Below are 20670 nucleotides of genomic sequence, written 5' to 3' on the forward strand. Positions count from 1 at the left end.
TTTAATGCGCTAGATTAAGCCAATACGTTCCCCAAATCGCTGCAAGACCCAAAAAGGTAATGATGACCATTAAACCGGTAGCAAATGCCCGCATTAGGTTTTGAGAAGCGGCTGTAAGAGTCACTCCCCATTTAAACATTGCCGTCCATAGTCCATTAAAAGCATGAAAGCAAGCCGCCAAAACCAAGCCCGTATAAAGCAGAATCATAACAGGGTTCTTAAAGGTATCGCGCACCATCAGCAGCTCGGCCACGCCGAATGATTTGGAAACAGCCAGAACTTCATGAGCGCCCAACTGCCATTTGTCCATGGCAGTTACCCATGCCAGCTCTTCTCGGCGCTTTTGATCGGCAACGAGTTGCTCTGGCGAGCCTGGTTCAAAGTGAGGGACATCTTGACGGGAGATAGCAGCTTTGAGATGTTGAACTTTAGAAGCCGTGTACAAATCAAATCCCAAGCGATCCCCTAGCGTATACAATCCATTATCTACGCTGAGGCGGACAATATATAAATGCTGGCTTCCCAATTGAGCAGATGTGGGATACTCAATAAAGCGCATGTGGATGACGTGGGCCAAAATGCCGATCAATAAAATCCAAGACGTCAAGCGCTGCCAAGTATAAGCCTGGTTGCGAGAATATTGCGGAAGAGAAGGAGAAGAGCCGTCGGTTGGAAAAGCGTTATATTTAGCCGTCCATAAGTAGCGCACCCCCCAAATCCCATGGACGAGAAAGGGAACACCTAAAAGAAAGATTTCAATGACTGGAAGATAAGGAAGCGCTTTTAACGAGTTAACCGCACTGACAAAACCGTTTCCATCATCTCCGATGAAAAGAGCCGCTTGCGAATTCGTTAACAAATGTTCGATCAAAAACAGAACAAGCCATATGCCCGTCAAAGAATGCGCACGGCGCCAAATAAACGCCCGGGGAATAGGCGGGGCTGGATAGGTATAAGCCATGAATATCTCTTGGTTGCTTGTCTTCGGCTTTACAGCCTCTTGGCGATTTAAGAGAGAAATTCATTGTCTCGATTCGTCTAAGAGGAGGGTGTTTACAAGGTTATAAGAGGGCGTATTAACCGCCAATGGCCTAGATTCGAGTTCTTTTCCCCTAGGAAGAAATAACCTCAAATATCGATTATTATGGATTTTAATCCACCTCTAAGTCCCTCTTCATGCCATATCCCTAGAAAACGCATTGTAATGACGATAAGCGAATGCAAAGCGATGCAGGCAATGAGAACTTTGAAACACAGCCTAAATGTCCTGCATTATTATCAGTTTTTATTTTAAAATCCAAGGATTGCAAGAAAAATATATCAAATAGCTTAGAGCGTTTCTTAAAACTGCTAATCACCTAGATTTGAGATTATTTCCTTCTAACCTGAGTTTCTAGGGAAAAGAATTCGAATCTAGCTGGGCCATTAGCAGTTTTAAAAATCCTCTTAGAAATGATTACCCTCTCTTATCCTCTCAATTTGAACTATTTAAGGCCTCCTCTAAGGTAGGATATAAATCAGAGAGCCTTTGTGTCACTTTGGCATGGGGAACTTGGCAAGCAGGCTCAAGCTCTTCCAAACTTTCTTCTAGCTCTTTTTTGGGTAAAGAGAGGCGGCGCTGCAACATAAAATAACCAATGGACTTTGGATGCATGTGCTCGTCTTGATCTTGGGAATTTTTAATGGCCAATGGAATGCTGGCATCAATCTCGATTGAATCTTCAAGCGTACGGATAGTAAAATCAAAGCCCTTCGCCTGCGCTATATATAATCGTCCTATCCACTCTTCCGGCCAATTGTTTAAACTCCAATCGACGACCTGCTGGGCGACTAATGACTGATGGACTAACGCCCCTATTCTCTCAAAAACCTTTTGCCCCATTTCTTTGATTAAAAGTTGTGAAATTTTCTCTCGAGATAATTTTTCTCCATGGAGAGAGTGCAAAAGCTTGTTATTAACGGTCAGGCTATTAAAGCGAGAACAGTCGACATAGAATTGAGAAGGAATAGAAAGCGTCTCCTCTGAATCTTCCAGTTTGTATGCCTTTGTCTCTAATAATGTCGGATCCACTAAAAGCATTCTCAATTGCTTATGCAAAGCAGGCGTATTGTCTTCCTCCCGAGAATGAAGAAAATGGCCTAATCGATTAACCAACTCCTTATAAGAGACGTCAGGAGAAAACTCTGTAATAGAAGCAGAGGGAGAATCGATCAGCACCCACTGATCTTCATCCTCTTTACATTCCTCTTCCTTTACCTCACTAGATAAGCTCGTCGGTTGAGCGGAAGCATTGGATAAACTAGAATAGAGCTGTGCGGGAACTCCATACATCATGCTTGTAATAGAAGACATGCTGATCCACCAATTATCTGAAGGAGATGTTTCTTTCGGGAGAATGCCCTTTTCTTTAGAAGGCTCTTGGGTAATGTCATCCCCTTTGTTTTTTTCAATCTGCTGCATAACAGATAAAAGATCTTGAATCGCTTGTTCAATAAAGTCAAATTCTCTTGTCTTATTTCCCCGGCTATTCCATAAAATGCCTAGCCCTTGAATGGCTTCTTGGATTTCATTCTCCTTTAAATCAATGTTTTGCCTGCCTTCAAAAGCATTTTGGACGAAAATTTTTACTTTATTTGTCAAGGTAGGCAAATAGCTTAAATCTTGCGTCCATCCGCTCCAAGTCGATAAGTAATCCGAGACTTTCTGCATACTTGAACGCGTAGAAGAAGGGACAACGGCAACCGTATGACTTGCTAAATAAAGATCGGAAGGAGTGCTTTCTACATGCACGAGATCTTTAAAACCATGTAAAATTGTTCTTGCTTGATCCAAATTAATTGATGATGAAAACATGATAAACCAAATGTAAATTATTAAATAAAAAACCATTATAATTTACATTTCTATAATAAAAATTAAACAAACATAAAAAAATAAATAAAAAATCAATTAAATCAAATTAAGAAAATACAAATAAATAGTAAATTATCAATTTAGCAACAAACTTAAAACTTTATTGTTAATAAAAATAAATCATAAAAATGGGAATTAAAAAAAAGCAGTGCGGTTGCACTGCTATGAAGTTTGTTTAAAAGATTCAATTCAGGTTATTAATGAACAAGCATCTAATTTTTGGCGTTAGCAGGAAGCGGGCACATGATTTTTAATTTTGCTTTAATCTTCTTTTCTTCACCTTTCACAATAGCCACTCCTGAGGGCATTCCAAAAGCAGGATTATAATCGTCTTGTATCTCGGAAACTTCTCCTTTCGCATTAAAGTGAATAAAGCGGCATCCCATGCCTTTAACCTCGTTTATCACGTTAAGGTAAGAGCGAAGCAACATCCTTGGATTGAATTGAATATAATTGGCAAAAGCGCCATCTGATTGTAAAAGGCTTAATTGTATATGAGCGAATGTGGCAGCGGGATCTACTTGAAGAGCAGAGATAGGTTTCAATTCTGTTTTAAAAGAAGATAAATAATTTTGATAGTTCGCCTCACTATATCTTTGTTTCCAAGTGAAGCTTTTGTTAGAAGGTAAAAATTTTTCCTTCAATTTTTTAAATCTCGAGGGTTTTTCATCTGTAATTTTTTTATATTCATCTGGAAATTCTTGTAAGACTAAGCTCTTCCATATATGATCTAAAGCTAATTTTGTTAGCTTATCCGATGAAGATAACGCGATCAATGTCTTCCTATCTCCCATTAGAGCGATATAGGCGATAATTTCATTGGGAAGCGTTAAAAAACTTATTGCACTCATTATTTCCTCTTTTATTTCAATAATATTATTTAGTTAACACTAAATATTATACACATAATTAATTAAAAATCACTGTTTAATTAATTAAATATAAACAGTTTATTCAATTTTTTAGGGATGTATGGGAATTCAAATTTGACTGGCATAAGAAAAAGGCTTGTTAGACTAAGCAAACCTGTGAATGGCGCAGGGCAGTCACCGTGGATAAAGGCGCAACCGGAATCTGCGGACAATACGGACAACCGTTTAAGCCACGTGAGTGGCGCAGCTTAAGGCGGTTGCAGATGATGTTAAATCCGTTCTTTTCAAAAACCGTTAAGGCAGCTGGAATAGCAGACGCGCGTTCTGGGTTGTCGCTTGGGCAACCTCTTCGATGGAAAGGCCTTTTAAAGAGGCGATAAAGGCAGCGGTCTCTATTAAAAAGGCCGGCTCATTGGGTTTGCCTCTGTATTTTTGGGGGGCAAGATAAGGCGTATCCGTCTCGATGAGCAGCTGAGAAAGGGGAACCTCTTTGGCGATTTGCTGAAGCTCGATGCTTTTTTTAAAGGTCACAATTCCGCTCAAAGATAGCATCCACCCTCTTTTGAGAACTTCTTCGGCCTCGGCAATCGTCCCCGTAAAGCAGTGAAGCACGCCTGGAGCATGGCGCTGGTTCATTTGATACTCGGCATCTAAGATTTCAAAGAAATCGGCAAAGGCCTCGCGGCAATGGATGACAACGGGAAGGCGGCACTCCAATGCTAAGCGCAGGTAGCGGCGCAGAAAATCTTGCTGAATAGGGCGGGAGGAGTGCTCGTAATAATAATCAAGGCCTGTCTCTCCAATCGCCTTCAGCTGGCCGCTTCTTGCATAAGCGGCAATCGCGTCAAAAACCGATTCGCCTTCTTTTTCCACGTCATGCGGGGTTGTAGAGGCTGCTTGATAGATCCAAGGATAGCGCTTGGAAAGCGCCAACCCTCTTTCTAAAGTCACCAAATCCGTACAAATATTGACAATAGACTGGACATGCGCCTGCTTGGCACGGTCCAATACGTCTTCCACGTGCTCAAACACGCCGGTATGGGTCAAATGGGCATGCGAATCTATCAAGGAAAACGCTGCGCCCGTCACTTTAATGCAATCTCCTCATCGGATCCTAGCGCCACATCTAAGTGCTGAAGAACAACTTCCGGCGTTAAGACTTGAGGCAGAATAAGGGGATCGCTTTGCTCGTCTTTACCATAAAGGACATAAAGCGGTACGCTATTGCGGCCGAATTTGCTCAATTCTTCGGTAATGACCGGATCATTTTTCGTCCAATCGGCTTTGAGCTTGACCACTCCGGCTTCGGCCAAGCTTTTTTCCACTTCGGCGGAAGACAGGACAAAATGGTTGGCTTGGCAAATCAAACACCATTTAGCTGTAAAGTCAATGAGGATGGGTTTGCCTTGTTTTCGCAGCTCAGCCACGCGCTCGGGCGAGAAGCTCTCCCAGCCATCCCACTCTCCTCCCTTGTGATGATTAGCAAGCGTCTCTTCTTTATACCAAGACTCGCGAGGAAACAGGATCGCTTGGCATCCTGCAACGACAAAAAGGCCGACAAAGGCATAAGCCAGCAGGCGTTTTTTGGAACTGATTACAGGACTGCACCCTTGGCCATAAATCCAGGCTCCGATGGCAAAGCAGAGGAAACCGGCGAGAAGGCAAATGAGCGAAAACGTATTGGTTTGCGCGCTAAAGACCCACATGAGCCAAAGAACGGTTGCCAAAAGAATAAATCCCATCAACTGTTTGAATATCTCCATCCAGGCTCCCGGTTTGGGAACAAAACGCAGGAAAGAAGGAAAAGCGGCGAGGAGAAGATAGGGAAAGCACATCCCTAAGCCCAGGGAGGTAAAAATCAATAATGCCTGAAAAACGGGCAAGGTAAAGGCAAAGCCAACAGCCGATCCCAAAAAAGGGCCCGTGCAAGGCGTTGCGACAGCGGTTGCCAAAACTCCACTAAAGAAAGAGCCTGTATTCCCCGATTGCTTATGAACCGTTTCGGCCTCTGTCTGCCCTACCCAAGAAGCAAAGAAGACTCCCCATTCAAACACGCCAAACAGGCTTAAAGAGAAAATGAAAAGAATGGAAGCCAAAATGACCACAAAGAGGGGTTCTTGCAATTGGAATCCCCAGCCGACTGCTTGTCCGTACGCTCTCAACATCAACATGACGGAAGCTAAAATCCAAAAAGAAATGAGGACGCCCAATGAAAATAGCAGTCCATGCTTGATGGTCAGTTTGCGGCTTTGGCCAGCCATTTTGACAAAGCTCATGATTTTGAAAGACATGACCGGCAAGACGCAAGGCATTAAATTGAGGAGCATGCCGCCTAAAAAAGCAAATAAAAGGGCCAATCCCAATCCGCCTTCAAACGAAAATTGAGCCGTAGAAACAATCGATCCGTTGCCGATGATAACAGGAGAGGACACCGACGGTTTCTCTGAATGGTCCAGCCAGCTAAGCAAATGCCCTTCACCCGCCTCTTGAATTGGACTGTCAATGTCAAAAGCCTGGACATTCTCATGCACGCCTTCTTGAGTATGCACGACTAAAACGCCTTTTAAAATCTGGCTCTTTGCCCCAATCTCATCGCTTCCCTTTAGATTGACAAAATAGCGATTTTTTTCCTTCGCACTAACGGCTACCGTCGGATCGACCGAATGATCGATCACATCTTTCTGCTCGGGAAAGAAATAAACGCCTGTGATCGTATTGGATGAGGCATGATGCTCATCATGTGGAACCTCTAATTGAACAATGCCCTCTTTGCGCACTGTTTGCACTTCTGCATGGGCTTTCGGCATTTTAGCCCGCGCCTTTTCAAATAACTCTGCCACTTCAGGCTTCGCTTGAGGCAAATGTGCCGCTATTTTAACAGGCAAAGACACAGGAGCGGATCCTGGCTGGCAGGTCAAGGCCGAGCAAACAAGCCATTTTACTTGCGCATCGAGCTGCATAGTTGAACCAACAGGAAGATCCAGGGGAGGCGTGATCGAACTGAGCAAGACAACTTCGCCCTTATAGCCAAATCCCACCATGTCGGCAACGGTAAATTTTTCAGGAAAGGGCCACTGAAGAGGACTGGCCTCAAATCCGGGAGGAAGCTTCCATTCCATTTTAAGAGGCATGCCTGCATCTCCTGGATTTTTCCAGTACACATGCCAGTCATCCTCAATATCGAGACGAACAGCGACCCAAAAGGGCTGACCGGGCTGAATCGTTTCTTCTTCCTGAATAAGTTGAACTTTTACGTGAGCAGGCCCGCCAAAACTTGCAAAAGTCTGTAAGGGCAAAGCCAACCCTATTAACAGTAATAAGAAACGGAAATAAGCTAACATTAAGCAACTCCTAACTTTATACGGCTCATCACTGAGCCTTTTAAATAAGGATGAAGTGTCTACTCATGGAGAATTCTAAAAAACTAGAACGCGCTGTCTTTAAAGTACTCTTTTAATCCCAAATTTTCCTCTCTTTTTTCTCATTTTGAATCAAAATGATCCAAAGAGGAGAAGGTTTCGAACAAAAATAGATGTCAGATTTCAATACTAGCTTTTAAAATCCCCGTATTAAGCAGAGAGTCATCAGTAATTTACTCTTTTATATTAGTCATTCTTGACAATATAGATTCTTATCGGTTATCAAATTTTAAACAAACAAGACAACTACAATAATAAATTTTTAATTTACAATCAAGTAAATTCATAGGAATGATAAAGGAATTATAAATGTATGTAAACCATAATATACTAGCTAGTAATCCTTTCTTTGAAGCGTATACTCAATCAGATGTTCTCGGCAAATTTATTTTTTTAGCCCTTTATGCCTTGTCCATTTGTAGTTGGATTGTATTACTTCATAAGATTTGGCTAACTTATCAAGCTAGGAAAAATGCCTTTCGTTTTTATGAAGCCTTTCAACTGCAGCGCCTCAATCCTTTAAGCCTTGACTGCGAAAATATCAATAAAAAGAAAATTCTCAATCCCTTTTTAGATCTTTACAAAGTACTGAAAAAACAATCTCTAGACGTGCTGGCTAAAAATCGTCATTTTAGCACGCTTCAATCTTCCCCGGCTACTCCAACGCCTAACGGACAGAATCCGACCGGCTATTTGAATTTAAGCGATATTGATTTTGTCGCCTCCCATTTATCGACTCAGATGGCCTCCCAAGTCAAATATCTAGAAAAAAACCTTTATATTTTATCCACAACTGTCAGCTTAGCCCCCTTCTTAGGCTTGCTAGGAACCGTATGGGGAATTCTGACGACTTTTTCCGAACTTCAAGCCCATCAAGCTGGAGGAGGAACCCACCAAATGGTATTGAGCGGCCTTTCATTGGCTTTAGCGACCACTGTTTTAGGATTAATTGACGCCATTCCCGCTTTAATTGGCTATAATTATTTGAAAAATACCATTCGCGATTTCGCTATGGATATGGAAGGATTCTCCAACGATATTTTAGCCGCCGTCGAGCTGCAGTATCGCAAAGTGGATGGATAACACCACTAAAAATTAGCACTAAAACTAATTTAGTGCTAAATTAGGACAAGAATTTTTCACTCGCGTCTAGTCGATTAACTCTTTGTAATTTAAGCGAGAAAAAAGCAATGACAAGAAGCCGCTTTTCGTTTTCCTCTTTTCAAACGCCGGATGAACCCACCGTCAATTTAACTCCTTTGATTGACGTGGTTTTTGTCATTTTGATTATGTTTATTGTCATTGCTCCTTTGCTTGAGCTGGATCAAGTCGAATTAGCCGACGCCCCGCATATGCCTTTGCAGACTTCTCAGTCAGTGCAAGAGAGTAGTCCCATTACCATTCACGTTCACCCGGATAATACGATTTGGTTCAATAATCAGCTTGTCAGCCTCGCGCAATTAAGGGAGCAGCTCAAGTTGGCCAAACAGCAGTTTCCAAAGATCAATCCGCAAGTTTTTCACGATAGGCGTGCGCAATTCGGCACTTATCAGTCTGTTAAGAATGCAGCAGAGGAAGCGGGATTTGCGCAGTTGGAAATTATTTTGAAACCGGCATAAGGCAAATGAGAAACAAGCATGCAAGGCCCTCTTTCTTCCCCTTCTTTTTTGGATTTGCAAAAGACTAAAGATCCTTCTTGGCTCTTTATCGCCTTATTTGTGATTGCCTGCCATTTGTTCGGCCTATGGCTTGGCCTCTCCTGGCCTGATGCCTCTCCTCATAAAGAGGCCCGCGCAAGAGTCATTGTCACAACGGTTCAACTGACCCCTTCTTTGCAACCCGTTTTGATGGCCGCTGTGGCGCAAATGCCTACGCCTGCTTCCCCTCCTCCGCAAGAAACAAAGAAGGCCGAAGAAGTGGAGAAAGAATTGAGCTTAGAGACACCTCCCTTTGTTCCCCTTATTCCCTTGCCAAGAGAAGCCCCCCCCTTACCCCCTCCTTCTCTTATGCCTACACCAGAACCGATACCGGAGCCTACGCCCCCCTCTTCTGAACCCGCTCCATCTGAAAGCAAAGAAGTAAAACCGCAAGAGGCCCCGCCTCCTGCTCCCAAAGCGGAAGAGAAAAAACAAAATCCGCCTGCTGCAAAAAAAATAGTCAAGCCAGCACCCAAAGAAGCGCCGGCAGAACCCAAAAAGCCAGCAACTGCCAAGAAACCGGCCACTCCGCTTCCTGCCAAAAAGCCGGCTGCTGAACAAGAAGCCAAAAAGCCGGCCAAAACGGAAGCCAATAAAAAAACGGAGGCCAATAAATCGGCCGCTGCTGAAGAAGCTGAGAAAAAGCGGCAGAAAGAGCAGGCTGCTGCCAAAGAAGCGGAAAAAAAGAGGCAGCAAGAGATAGCAGCAGCCCAAGAGGCGGCTCGCCAGAGAGAGAGAGAACTTCTTAGCAAAGCGAAGGAAAACCTTGCAAAAATGGGGGAAACGCGCGATAAAATTAATGCCGGCTCTTCTGTTAAACTGGAAGAAACTTCCATCCCCAAGCCCATCGAAAGCCTGCAGATTGACGCGCTTCCCGTAGGAGAGGCGGGTTCAGCGGCGCTAAGCGCTCAGGCCATTAGCTATCGAGACGAGATTGCCTTCCGGTTAAAATCAGGCTTGCGCTTGCCTGATTATGGAGCTGTCAAGATTAAATTGACCTTGAGCAAAACCGGGAAAGTCCAGCAAGTCGCCATTGTGAGCAGCGAAAGTCAGAAGAATAAGCAGTATATCGAGCGCGTTTTGCCCACTCTGCTGTTTCCTTCTTTTGGCAATCAATTCGAAGGGGCGTCTCAGTATACCTTTATGATTACACTTAATAACGACCACTAAGAGGATTTCTTAAAACTCATAATAGCCTATATTTGAGATTATTTTCTCCCTAGCAAGAAACGTGAAACAGAGGGACCATATAGAGTGAATATAGCCCCTCTATCTCACGTTTCCTTCTAAGGGAAAAGAACTCAAATCTAAGCCATTAGCAGCTTTAAGAAAGCCTCTAAGAGGGTCTTAAAACGCGAATTTGAATGGTATAGATAAGAAAAGGCCTGCTAACCTGAGTTTGCTAGACTAAACAAGCCACGTGAATGGCGCATGGGCAGTAGTCGTGGGTGAAGGTGCAGCCGAAATTCACGGACAACACGTACCAACCATCTTAAGCCGCGCGAGCGGCGCAGCTTAAGGCGGTTGCAGATGATGTTAAATCCATTCTTTTCAAAAACCAATCTTAGTGGTTTTAATACCTCCTCCAAGGGTGGATTAAAACCCATAATTAAAGGCTTTAATTATTCCATTTTTGAGGATTCCTATGCATATCGATCGATTTAAATTTTTATCTTTTTATTTGATAGGCTGGCTGGCCTTATCATGGATTCTACCCCTTCAAGCACAAGAAGAAGGGGATACGATCGTTGTACGGCTTGAAACGGAAAGTCCCCTTGTCCCTTTATATTTTCCTCCTTTGAGCACTGACCAAGCAGCCTTAACGGATGTTTATGCCCGTCAATTGGAGCAAGTCTTGGCCTTTGACTTGAACCACAACGGCTCAACCTACTTGGCCAAGCGCACAGCAGAAAATGACCAGCTGGCCCTAGGAGGCGAATTTGAGAGTGTCGGTTCCCTCAACGATTGGCAGGCGAAAAATATTTTTTACGTTGTCAAGGGACAAATCCGCGGAAAATCCCTCCACTTTTTAGTGTTGGACGTGAATGCACAAAATATTAAAACGCCGGAAGCGATTCCTTTGACAGGCGATCTAAGCCAAGACCGGCGCTTAATCCACCGCTTTGCAGACATGATGCACAAGGCCTTGTTTGGAACGGAAGGCATTGCGTCTACCCGCATCCTTTATACGATCAAGCGTCCTAATTCCAACAATCAAAAGCCGTTTGCAGAGGTATGGGAATCCGATTATGATGGAGCCAACGCAAGGCAAATCACCCAGGACAAATCGTTCTGCGTCACTCCCGCTTACATTCCGCCTAAGCCCGGCTATTTAACCGGTGGATTTTTGTACGTTTCTTATCAGCTAGGCCAGCCCAAGATCTATGTTGCCAATTTAAAAGATGGGGTCGGGCACCGCCTCACTTATTTAGGAGGAAACCAGCTCATGCCGGCCGTTTCCCAACAAAGAGATAAGGTCGCTTTCATCAGCGATGTGACCGGAAACCCAGACCTATTCCTGCAGCCCTTTAGCCCAGAAACGGGGGCGATAGGCAAGCCTCAGCAAATTTTCTCGGCCAAGCAAGCCACGCAAGGCTCTCCAACTTTCAGTCCCGATGGCAAGCGCATTGCCTTTGTTTCCAATAAAGACGGATCGCCTAAGATTTATATCATTACCATTCCACAACCCGGCACAAGCTTAAAAAACATTAAAGCCACGTTGATCAGCAAACAAAATCGGGAAAATTCCGCTCCTGCTTGGTCGCCGGATGGAAGCAAGATCGCTTATTGCGCCCGCTCTAAAGGCGATAGGCAAATTTGGATTTATGATTTTGAAACAAACCAGGAAAGGCAGCTGACGCAAGGCCCTGGAAACAAAGAAAACCCCTCATGGGCGCCCAATAGCCTTCACCTAGTCTTTAACTCTTCGGATGTCAATGACAGCAATTTATATTTAATCAATCTCAATCAAGCAGAAGCGAAACGATTGACCTTTGGTCCTGGAGAAAAGCGCTTTCCTAGTTGGGAGCCTCGCATCAAATAACTGGCAAAGGATAAAGAGTTTCTGGAAATTCTTCTTATTCGTTAAAGAAGAATTATCTAAGATGGCTTTATCCTTTCAAAAACACTTAACAATTGATAATAAGTAACTTAATAACCACCCACTCCTTTTATAAGTAAAGCAGGAGGCATATCCTTTATTTCTCTCTTGGATTTTTTTTGCTAATATGGGCGGGTTATGTTAAACTGCATTTCCACCAGCAAATTTCTTTTAGTTCTTTTAATCTCTAAGGAACAATTCTATGAAAATACAATTATTTTTACGCTTAATTACCTTGCTAGGAACAGTTTGCGTTTTTCAAAGCTGTGCTAGAACAAGTACAGACGTTTGGGAAGACACAAAATCAGCCGGCCGGCATGTGAATAGAGGGGTCAGAGCTCTCGGAGGCAAGCATGGAGACTCTCGTCAAATTCGCTCCAGAAACGACTTTGAATGCATTGACGAGGATTCTTGCTATCCTGAAGGAAATTTCCAAGACTGCGACTATCAAGACAATCAAATGTACAACACCGACTTTACTCAACAATCCGTCCCTGTCGCTGCTGACTTTATTCCTTTACAGGACCAAGCCAATGATGAAGTGGCGATGGCCGACGTCATTGCCCGCCAGCCAAGAGAAGCGCCGGGAGAGCCTGGAAGTTCAATTCCGGGAATTGAATATTTTAGAGATCCGAGCACCATTCCGCAATTGGCGAATCTTTTCAGACCCATCTATTTTGACTATGACAGCAGCTTAGTGAAAGGCCAAGCGAATCTGCAAGCCATTCACAGTATTGCTGATTTCCTACGCAGCCATCCCACTGTCTATGCATTCATTGAAGGCCATACGGATGAGCGCGGACCGCAAGCCTATAATTTAGCGCTGGGATCCCGCCGCAGCAATGCTGTGCGCAATATGCTCATTAACGAAGGGGTTAATCCTGACAATCTTTTCACTATTTCTTACGGAAAAGAGCGTCCCGTGGTGTTAGAACGCCATGAAGAAGGCTGGGCAAAAAACCGTCGCGTAGAGTTTAAAATCTATGAACGCTAAAATGTATTTGATGGGAATGCTCCTGGCATTCCCCTTTTTAGGCTTTGGAGCGATTCCGACTTCCTCTAATCGCTCTAATTCGCAACCGCGATCTGCTGCCGTTCAAATGGAGGAAGTGGATATTACTCCTCTTATCCGTCAATTCAAGACAGCGGTCGCCGATTTGAAGCATGAGATGAATAATCACGAATCAGAGATTCGCATGTTTGAAGAAAGGCTGCATAACCAAGAGATCGCCTTTGATCAAATTCGCCAGCAAATGGCAGATGATCTGCAATCGCATAAAGACTATACAAGAGCCGCTTCGATCAATCAGGAAGGCAAAGCAGCCGCTTTGGAAGGCAAAATTGATGCCCTTGATACGACTGTGAAAGGTTTAATTGCCGATTTACGCCAGATGAAGACGCAAGCTAATGATTCGGTCACTGTACTGGGACAATATAAGCAGAAAATCAGCGATCTGGAGCAGCTGATTGACGCGCAGAACAAGCACATGTCGAGCCTAGAAGCGGCTTTGCATTCCATGATGGATGTCTTGCAAGCCAAAGAAGTGGCTGCTCAAGAAATCGCAGCCAAAGCAACTGAAGCGGGCAGGACGTATAAAGTTCAGTCAGGCGATACGTTGGAAAAGATCGCTAGGGCCAATAAAGTTACAGTCCAGCAGCTAAGGGATTACAATCAATTGTCATCCGACCGTATTATGATTGGTCAAACGCTAAAACTTCCTTAATGGCCATGCCTGAGCTTGATTCTTCCTATCCGATCGGCCTATTCGACTCCGGGGTGGGCGGATTGACCGTCATGCAAGAGATCATGCGGGTTCTGCCGCATGAAAGCCTTGTCTATTTTGGCGATACGGCCCGGGTGCCTTATGGGAATAAAAGCCGCGAGACCATTATTCGCTATAGCATTGAAAATGCCATTTTTCTTTTAGAGAAGCAAGTCAAGCTTCTCGTAGTGGCCTGCAATACGGCTTCGGCCTTTGCGCTGCCAAAACTGCGAAAAATTTTTAATATTCCCATTATCGGCGTGGTCGAACCCGGCGCAGAAAAGGCGGTTTCGGTCACGCGCAACCAACGCATTGCCGTATTGGGAACAAAAGGGACCATCCAATCCAGAGCCTATCAAACGGAAATTCAGCGCCTTTTACCGCACGCACACATTTTTTCTCAAGCCTGTCCGCTCTTTGTTCCCTTGGTGGAAGAGCGCTTTCTCGATCATCCGGCCACGCGATTATTGGTCAAAGAATATTTAAGCGGCTTGCATCAGCAAGAGATAGATACGGTTTTGCTTGGCTGTACTCACTACCCCTTATTAAAACCCCTTATCCAGCAAGAATTGGGAGCACATATTCACTTGGTTGATTCAGCCACTACCTGTGCAGAAAAAATTGCCTCTATTTTGGAAACGCAGAAATTGCAGTCCCGCGCCTCTTCGCCTTCTCATGCTTACTATGTCTCCGATGATCCCGATAAATTCAAAGAGCTAGGAGAAAAGTTATTCGGGCAAGCCTTGCCCCATGTCGAGCTGCTTAATCATGAAAAATTCACTCCCTTTATTTACCATTAGATGAGGGAAGCAGATAGCGGATATGCCCAACTTAAATTTTAAGCAGTGGAAAGACGCGCAGCCTTTTATCCAAGACCGCTTGATTCAACCGGAAAATTCGCGCTGGGGACGGGCAATCTGCTACTGGTTCGAAAAGAAGGCGCAGGGGCATGTTTTTCAGCACGTCTATGCCGCTGCTTTTGATGCCTCCAATGGCGATCTTTATTTAGATTGCAGCCGATTTAAAATAAGCGTGAAATGCCTATGCCTGTCCGCAGTCTTTCCTGTTTGGATGGCAATCAAGACGGGTTATCACTTGGCATTACCGCTCTCGATTCCTTTGGAAGCTTTTAAAGCCCTGCACAAGGGATTCCGGGAGGACCTGTCATTTAAGCAAATGGCTCATGAAAGCGGATGGCATGTCGTCCGAAACATCGCTGATATCATTCGCACGCCTCTTTATGGAATCGCTTTGACCGTCATGTGCTTAGCAGGTGCAATCTTAGGCCTGTTTCTTCCCGATAAGCTTTACGATATCCGCAAAAGAATCGGCGAGCTTGAGAAAAGCTTGAATTGGCAGGATACGCAAAGTTTTTGGACACGCGCTGCTTGTTTTCAGCCATTTGAAAACTTGATGGATGTACATGAACGCAATAGAATTCATGCAGATACCCTTTATGAAGGAAATCCCGTCCTTCATGGGCTCAACAATTATGCGCGCGCACTTATTCAATTTAAGCGCCGCCAGCGCAACCTTTTCGAGGATTGCTACCAATTGCAAGATTCTCAAGACGTTTATCTCAGTCCAGCCTATCCGCTCGAAACGCCCCTCCCCGCTTCAATCTTAGCTCTATAAACCGACATCCAATAGAGAGATCCAGTAACCTGAGTTAGTCATTATCCTGCTGTCCGCTTCCCATGGCGGCGGTAAAAGAAGAGCAGGCCAATGAGCAAGACGAGTCCGCTGATGGAGAGGGCTGTAAAGGGAAAAGAGGGATGAGATACGATCTCTGCTTGGTCGAGCACGTATAATTGAATCAGCTTGCCCTCCCGATCGTAAACGGGATCCTCTTTGAATAAACCGCGGATGAAAAGGGCGTGCTGCGTAGGCAGATCGGCTAGAGGCATCTTAAGAAAGAGCTGATTGGATATCGTGGCTTGCGTTCCTATGCAGCAGCTTCTCAAGTTAGGTTGGGCAGCTAAAATCCACTGTCCGCCAGACGTTTGATACGGGAATCCCTTTATTTGAATGAATTGATTTTGATAGGCCGCCCGTTTGGCCGGATCGAGGAGTTGCTCGAAACTCACAGTCTCCGGTTGCTGGGCAGATAAAGCCGCCATCCATAATCCGATGAGGAGGGACAGGCAAAGCGCGATGCCATTTTTTAGCTTTTCTGCCATGTACCCTCCTCACCCTTATTCAGCATTTCCTATTTGAATAATAATTTTAAAAGTGCATAAATCCATTGCAAAGCGGCAATTTATTTTTTTATGACCGCCAAAAATTAGCGAGTGTAAACTATGTCCCATTTTCTTTTCACTTCCGAATCCGTTTCCATCGGCCATCCAGATAAAATTGCCGATCAAATTTCGGATGCCATTCTCGATGCGTGCCTAGCAGGTGATCCGAATTCCCGCGTCGCCTGTGAAACGCTAGTGACTAAAGGATTGGTCATGCTGGCGGGAGAAATCACGACTTACGCAACGGTAGACTATCAAGATATCGTTAGGCGGACAATCCAAGAAATCGGATACGACAACTCTCAGCTTGGGTTCGATTATCACTCCTGCGGCATTTTGACATCTATCAATAAGCAATCCCCCGACATTGCCCAAGGAGTGGATGAAGATCAAAACGCCTATAAAGAGCAAGGAGCAGGCGATCAAGGCCTCATGTTTGGCTATGCTTGCGATGAAACGCCAGAACTGATGCCGCTTCCCATTATGCTTGCCCATGGCATTGTCCGCGAGTTGCGCTATAAACGCCAGAAAGGAATCTTAAAATACCTTCGTCCCGACGCAAAAGCCCAAGTCACCGTGGAATACGATGAAAATCACCAACCTGTCCGCGTCCATACGGTTGTTCTATCCACCCAGCATGCAGAAGAGGCCGACCAAGCCACAATCATAAGAGATATGAAGGAGCTGATACGCCATTTAATCCCCTCCCATTTAATGGATGAGAATACGCTCTTTTATATCAATCCAACAGGCCGCTTTGTCATTGGGGGGCCAGCGGGAGATTGCGGATTAACCGGCCGAAAAATCATCGTCGATACCTATGGAGGCATGGGAAGGCACGGAGGCGGGGCCTTCTCGGGCAAAGACCCATCTAAAGTCGACCGATCAGCCTGCTATGCAGCCCGCTACATCGCTAAAAATATTGTGGCCGCCAAACTAGCCAAGCGATGCGAAGTTCAGCTGTCTTATGCAATTGGCATTCCTCACCCCATTTCTATCAAGATCGATACATTCGGCACTGCCACTGTCAACGAAGAACTTCTCAGCCATACTATTCCCTTGGTCTTCCATTTGACACCCAAAGGCATTATTCAAATGTTGGATCTAAAGCGTCCTATCTATCGACATACCGCTTATGAAGGCCATTTTGGGAAGATCGGTGAGAACTTTACTTGGGAGAAAACAGATCGCATTCAAGCGCTATTAAATGCAATCAAGCAAGAATCGTTTCTCTTGCATACCGAAAAATGCGAAGCCCAAGAATGTTAAAGGATGCATTATAACTCATCATAGCCTCGATTCAAGGAGATATTTTCTCCCAAGCAGAAAAGAACGCGAATCTAGGTCATTAGCGCTTTAATACACCCTCTTAGATAGCCTAACCATAGGGAAGTGTCTTTGCCTGGCCAGATTTTCAAATAAAGCATCAAAAGCTGTTCTCGGCCTCCAATCCGCTCCTTGCCTTAAAAAGTTTACTACAATTTTAAATTAGCCCTACATTTCATTAAATTAAACCAAGCTTACCTAAGCCATTAGCCGTTTTAAGACATCCTCTAATCAGAGATTTAAAAAGCCTGGGATTTAGCGGAAAATAAAAAATTTTCTTCGAAGATCGATATACTTATTTGCTTGATAATTTATCTACTAAAAACAATCAAAAAAAATTAAATAGCATTAAATAAGTTAAATAATTTTTTAATTGATTAATTAATAATAAAAAACTAGAATAAAGCCAACTTATTTCATCCTTACATTAAAAATAGAATTTTACTCATGAGCTTGATCTCCATTTCTCATTTTGCTGAGTATAATCACTTTAGTAGCCCTTTAAAAGTATACAATCCGACCTCTTCTATTACACTGGAGTATGTTTCAAGCCTCCTAGAATTTCATGGGCTAGTCCAGCAAACATTCGAGGATTATTTTCAAAGGGAAAAGCCTTCTTTAGCACAGTGGGAAAGGTTTAAAAACGATTATCTCATTCGAGAAGAGGGATCAACAACCACAATCAAGGTAAAAAGCACAAATATTGAAATGAGAGATAAGCGGCAAAAGCAAATTATTTTAGCCGTTACCAGTCTTTATCGTCATCTTCTAAAACAATCAGCTGTTCTCAATCAAACAGAAAGTCCTTCTTTTGCTTCTTTAAAAGAAGCAGGGACAGAATGTAAAGAGGAAGAGAAAGCACCTATCCATTATTTAAATTACCTAGCTCCTCTTGATTTTTCTTCCTCAAATCCAAAGCCCGGTCCCATTCAAATCTTGCCTAATGAAATCCTCGATCATATTTTCTCTTTTGTGATAAAAAGCTGGCAAGACATGGGACGCATTAGCTTAACTTGTAAGAACTTTGCCTATATCACTCTGGATCCAGGCTGTTTAAAACGCTATTTTCAACAATCCCCGGCTTTTTATCAAATTTCGCGACCGGATTTAAGTCGTCGTTTACTCGATTATACGCATTTTCATCCTACTCAACTGAATCCACGCCAAACAGATTTATCAGATAAAGACTTAGCAATTATTGCCAATCAAGGCTCGCAATTAAGCAATTTAATTTTGCAAGGAGGCTCCTTTACCGTTGAAGGCCTAAAAAACCTTTTACAAAATTGCCCTGAGCTGCAAACCATCGAATTTCACCGTTGCCATCTTGATCACATTGACGAATGCATCTCCATCCTTGGCTTGTATGCCCCTCAGCTTAAGCATTTGAGAGTGATTGATTGCCCCATGACCGACCAATCTTTACTCGCCTTAGCGGCTTGCAAGCTTCAGCTGCTTTCTTTCGAATATTGGAACAGCTTAAGCCAAGGAACCTTGACAGATTATGGCTTAATCCCTTTCTTTGATAGTTTGCCTTATCTGGAAACAGTAAAATTAACAGGTTGTCTGCATGCTACTGAAAATGCCTTGTTAGCATTAATTGAAAAGCCCATTCCTCCCACACTGGAAAAGAAAGGCTCTCGCTTAAAAGAAGTGGGCTTTTCTTATTGCGGCTATGCAGGCCAAGCATTGCTCGAGTCTCTGGCTGATAATTGTTTAAAATTAGAAAAACTTACCTTGGGGTTCGCTCCTTCCCTATGCACAACGAATTTATTACAAAAAAAACAAGGGCTTGTTCGCATCTTTCAAGACTGCAATCAGTTAAGCTCTATTAGCCTATCGGATTGCAGGTATTTGGATGAAGAGGCGTTTAAATTGCTGACATTGACACCTACCGCCTCTTCTTTAAAGGAATTAGAATTATACCGCTGCATTCGCCTAACGCCAATTTTTACCCAGAATTTACGCAATTGGACGCATTTAAACACATTTAAATATCAACCGTTCAAGCCTAAAGATACAGTAGAAACCCCTCCTCTCTTAAAAGCCACTCCTCTCTTATCCGAACTCGCTCATTTGAATTTACAGACCTTGAGCCTGGTGGACTGTCCTATACTGATGGACTGTCCTAAAAAGGAAAATTCCTTAAATAGCTATCTGGAAAAGAAGGGATCCTCTCTTAAGCATTTCGAATTGAAGGGTTGCGGATCATTCGGCGCCTCTTTGCTTGATAAACTTGGAGAGAATTGCCAAAACTTAGAGAACCTGGAACTATTGATTTCCCCATCAACAAATCCTTTTGACGATAAAAGTCTGGAAAAATTAGTGAAAGGGTGCCCTGCTTTACGCACCTTGCAGTTAAAATCTCCTTCTCGAAATAGCTGTGGCAGTTTTTCTCATCAGGCCCTAAACATACTAGCCAAGGGTTCCCCTCAACTCTGCCATCTCACCTTGGAAGGATTTCTGTTAGCTCCCTCTAAGGCATTTAATAATCAATCAAGCGAGAGCACAGAGCCAAAACCTGAAATACTAGGCCAAGAATCAGAGATACACAGAAGCTTAAAAGCCTTTACTAGGCGCTGTATCCATTTGACTCATTTGGGCCTGCCCAAAAACCAATTGAATGCCACAGATGCTCTCCTTCTTCTCAACGCTTTTTCAGCCGAAATGCGTTCTTTGGATATCGATCAAACATCTTGGTCACATCAAGAGAAAGTGATTGACGCAATTACACAGTGCAAGCGTTTGCAAAACCTGCAGCTTTGCTCTACGCTTATCACTCAAGAGCAGCTAAAACACGCTATTGACGCTCTTCCCCACTTGCAATACTTAGAGATAAGAAATGGCGAGCATCTACAACTTGATTCCTCCCCCCCCTCCTTTTTTCCTCCTTCTTTATTCGTTAAGAAATAGCTTCCTTCAAAAAGGCTATATTATGCGACCTAGGAACGATAAGGTATCCCTTCCTTTATAAAAAATAGGGATCGCTTGCCATTTTTCATCTGCGAGAGCTCACGTCAATCCAAAGAATAAAAAACTCAAAATCAGGTTAATCAGGTTAATAATGATATCTGAGGTTATTTTTTTCTTACTCCGACTTCTCTTAGAAAGAAAATAATCTTAGCTAGACAATTAGCAATTAAACAGTTTAATAATGACTGTTTACAAATTACCATCAACCAATAAAAACCTTCCAAACAACTAGAAAGCATTGAAATTAAATAAAAAACAAATTATCGACTAATTTTACATTAATTTAAACCCGCTTTAATACAAGTTTAACAAACCTGTCTTATAAATTACGTACAAATCTACAATCATTTTAATAAAAATTAAGACAGG

16 protein-coding genes are annotated in these 20670 nt (G+C 43.4%); 10 read left to right on the forward strand and 6 right to left on the reverse strand.

Features of this window, described 5'->3' with window-relative positions; translation table 11 throughout:
- Nucleotide 1 precedes the first annotated feature (1 nt).
- The 5 genes from BN3769_RS13100 to BN3769_RS13120 form a co-directional block, all read right to left on the reverse strand.
- Nucleotides 2-961 (reverse strand): succinate dehydrogenase/fumarate reductase transmembrane subunit, encoded by a 960-nt coding sequence (locus BN3769_RS13100; protein WP_068471283.1) that lies wholly within the window; start codon nt 959-961, stop codon nt 2-4.
- Nucleotides 962-1474: 513 nt separating this feature from the next.
- The gene (locus BN3769_RS13105; protein ID WP_154017926.1) at nt 1475-2854 is read right to left on the reverse strand and encodes a hypothetical protein; all 1380 of its coding nucleotides are present in this window, start codon (nt 2852-2854) and stop codon (nt 1475-1477) included.
- A gap of 272 nt (nt 2855-3126) precedes the next feature.
- Entirely contained in the window at nt 3127-3765 is a 639-nt protein-coding gene (locus BN3769_RS13110; protein ID WP_068471285.1) for a hypothetical protein, read from the reverse strand.
- Nucleotides 3766-4080: 315 nt separating this feature from the next.
- The gene (locus tag BN3769_RS13115; protein ID WP_195155584.1) at nt 4081-4875 is read right to left on the reverse strand and encodes a TatD family hydrolase; all 795 of its coding nucleotides are present in this window, start codon (nt 4873-4875) and stop codon (nt 4081-4083) included.
- Nucleotides 4872-7127 (reverse strand): protein-disulfide reductase DsbD family protein, encoded by a 2256-nt coding sequence (locus BN3769_RS13120; RefSeq protein WP_068471286.1) that lies wholly within the window; start codon nt 7125-7127, stop codon nt 4872-4874. The genes BN3769_RS13115 and BN3769_RS13120 overlap by 4 nt, the downstream gene beginning before the upstream one ends.
- A 387-nt stretch (nt 7128-7514) precedes the next feature.
- Here BN3769_RS13120 and BN3769_RS13125 point away from each other — a divergent pair, with 387 nt between their 5' ends.
- The 8 genes from BN3769_RS13125 to BN3769_RS13160 all read left to right on the forward strand — a co-directional run bounded on the left by BN3769_RS13125 (nt 7515) and on the right by BN3769_RS13160 (nt 15400).
- Complete coding sequence (locus tag BN3769_RS13125) at nt 7515-8288, forward strand: MotA/TolQ/ExbB proton channel family protein (RefSeq protein ID WP_068471287.1); 774 nt, start codon at nt 7515-7517, stop codon at nt 8286-8288.
- 107 nt (nt 8289-8395) lie between these two features.
- Nucleotides 8396-8824, forward strand: coding sequence for an ExbD/TolR family protein (locus BN3769_RS13130; RefSeq protein ID WP_068471288.1), 429 nt, complete (start codon nt 8396-8398; stop codon nt 8822-8824).
- A gap of 18 nt (nt 8825-8842) precedes the next feature.
- Complete coding sequence (locus tag BN3769_RS13135; RefSeq protein WP_068471289.1) at nt 8843-10072, forward strand: hypothetical protein; 1230 nt, start codon at nt 8843-8845, stop codon at nt 10070-10072.
- Nucleotides 10073-10547: 475 nt separating this feature from the next.
- Nucleotides 10548-11945 carry a Tol-Pal system protein TolB gene (gene tolB / locus BN3769_RS13140; protein WP_068471290.1) on the forward strand — a complete coding sequence of 466 codons (1398 nt, stop codon included), beginning with the start codon at nt 10548-10550 and terminating at the stop codon, nt 11943-11945.
- Nucleotides 11946-12204: 259 nt separating this feature from the next.
- Complete coding sequence (locus BN3769_RS13145; protein WP_068471291.1) at nt 12205-12996, forward strand: OmpA family protein; 792 nt, start codon at nt 12205-12207, stop codon at nt 12994-12996.
- On the forward strand, nt 12986-13726 hold the full coding sequence (locus tag BN3769_RS15095; RefSeq protein WP_068471292.1) for a LysM peptidoglycan-binding domain-containing protein: 741 nt from the start codon (nt 12986-12988) through the stop codon (nt 13724-13726). Before BN3769_RS13145 ends, BN3769_RS15095 begins: the two co-directional genes overlap by 11 nt.
- 5 nt (nt 13727-13731) lie before the next feature.
- Entirely contained in the window at nt 13732-14565 is an 834-nt protein-coding gene (murI, locus tag BN3769_RS13155; protein ID WP_068471507.1) for a glutamate racemase, read from the forward strand.
- A 22-nt stretch (nt 14566-14587) separates the two neighbouring features.
- The gene (locus tag BN3769_RS13160; RefSeq protein WP_068471293.1) at nt 14588-15400 is read left to right on the forward strand and encodes a hypothetical protein; all 813 of its coding nucleotides are present in this window, start codon (nt 14588-14590) and stop codon (nt 15398-15400) included.
- Between the two features lie 41 nt (nt 15401-15441).
- Here BN3769_RS13160 and BN3769_RS13165 read toward each other — a convergent pair whose 3' ends face one another.
- Nucleotides 15442-15945: a hypothetical protein gene (locus BN3769_RS13165; protein ID WP_068471294.1), complete on the reverse strand. Its 504-nt coding sequence runs from the start codon at nt 15943-15945 to the stop codon at nt 15442-15444.
- 120 nt (nt 15946-16065) lie between these two features.
- Here BN3769_RS13165 and metK point away from each other — a divergent pair, with 120 nt between their 5' ends.
- Together metK and BN3769_RS13175 are read left to right on the forward strand one after the other, a co-directional pair.
- On the forward strand, nt 16066-17274 hold the full coding sequence (gene metK, locus BN3769_RS13170; RefSeq protein ID WP_068471295.1) for a methionine adenosyltransferase: 1209 nt from the start codon (nt 16066-16068) through the stop codon (nt 17272-17274).
- A 504-nt stretch (nt 17275-17778) separates the two neighbouring features.
- A complete protein-coding gene (locus tag BN3769_RS13175; protein WP_068471296.1) occupies nt 17779-20241 on the forward strand; it encodes an F-box-like domain-containing protein in 2463 nt (820 codons plus the stop codon).
- Nucleotides 20242-20670 lie beyond the last annotated feature (429 nt).

The organism is Candidatus Protochlamydia phocaeensis, assembly GCF_001545115.1.
GTDB lineage: Bacteria > Chlamydiota > Chlamydiia > Chlamydiales > Parachlamydiaceae > Protochlamydia_A > Protochlamydia_A phocaeensis.

What these genes read in the sequence shown, in the direction of transcription:
- BN3769_RS13100 (WP_068471283.1), bottom strand. Translation starts at nt 961, where the DNA reads ATGGCTTATACCTATCCAGCCCCGCCTATTCCCCGGGCGTTTATTTGG.
- BN3769_RS13105 (WP_154017926.1), bottom strand. Translation starts at nt 2,854, where the DNA reads ATGTTTTCATCATCAATTAATTTGGATCAAGCAAGAACAATTTTACAT.
- BN3769_RS13110 (WP_068471285.1), bottom strand. Translation starts at nt 3,765, where the DNA reads ATGAGTGCAATAAGTTTTTTAACGCTTCCCAATGAAATTATCGCCTAT.
- BN3769_RS13120 (WP_068471286.1), bottom strand. Translation starts at nt 7,127, where the DNA reads ATGTTAGCTTATTTCCGTTTCTTATTACTGTTAATAGGGTTGGCTTTG.
- BN3769_RS13125 (WP_068471287.1), top strand. Translation starts at nt 7,515, where the DNA reads ATGTATGTAAACCATAATATACTAGCTAGTAATCCTTTCTTTGAAGCG.
- BN3769_RS13130 (WP_068471288.1), top strand. Translation starts at nt 8,396, where the DNA reads ATGACAAGAAGCCGCTTTTCGTTTTCCTCTTTTCAAACGCCGGATGAA.
- BN3769_RS13135 (WP_068471289.1), top strand. Translation starts at nt 8,843, where the DNA reads ATGCAAGGCCCTCTTTCTTCCCCTTCTTTTTTGGATTTGCAAAAGACT.
- tolB (WP_068471290.1), top strand. Translation starts at nt 10,548, where the DNA reads ATGCATATCGATCGATTTAAATTTTTATCTTTTTATTTGATAGGCTGG.
- BN3769_RS13145 (WP_068471291.1), top strand. Translation starts at nt 12,205, where the DNA reads ATGAAAATACAATTATTTTTACGCTTAATTACCTTGCTAGGAACAGTT.
- BN3769_RS15095 (WP_068471292.1), top strand. Translation starts at nt 12,986, where the DNA reads ATGAACGCTAAAATGTATTTGATGGGAATGCTCCTGGCATTCCCCTTT.
- murI (WP_068471507.1), top strand. Translation starts at nt 13,732, where the DNA reads ATGCCTGAGCTTGATTCTTCCTATCCGATCGGCCTATTCGACTCCGGG.
- BN3769_RS13160 (WP_068471293.1), top strand. Translation starts at nt 14,588, where the DNA reads ATGCCCAACTTAAATTTTAAGCAGTGGAAAGACGCGCAGCCTTTTATC.
- BN3769_RS13165 (WP_068471294.1), bottom strand. Translation starts at nt 15,945, where the DNA reads ATGGCAGAAAAGCTAAAAAATGGCATCGCGCTTTGCCTGTCCCTCCTC.
- metK (WP_068471295.1), top strand. Translation starts at nt 16,066, where the DNA reads ATGTCCCATTTTCTTTTCACTTCCGAATCCGTTTCCATCGGCCATCCA.
- BN3769_RS13175 (WP_068471296.1), top strand. Translation starts at nt 17,779, where the DNA reads ATGAGCTTGATCTCCATTTCTCATTTTGCTGAGTATAATCACTTTAGT.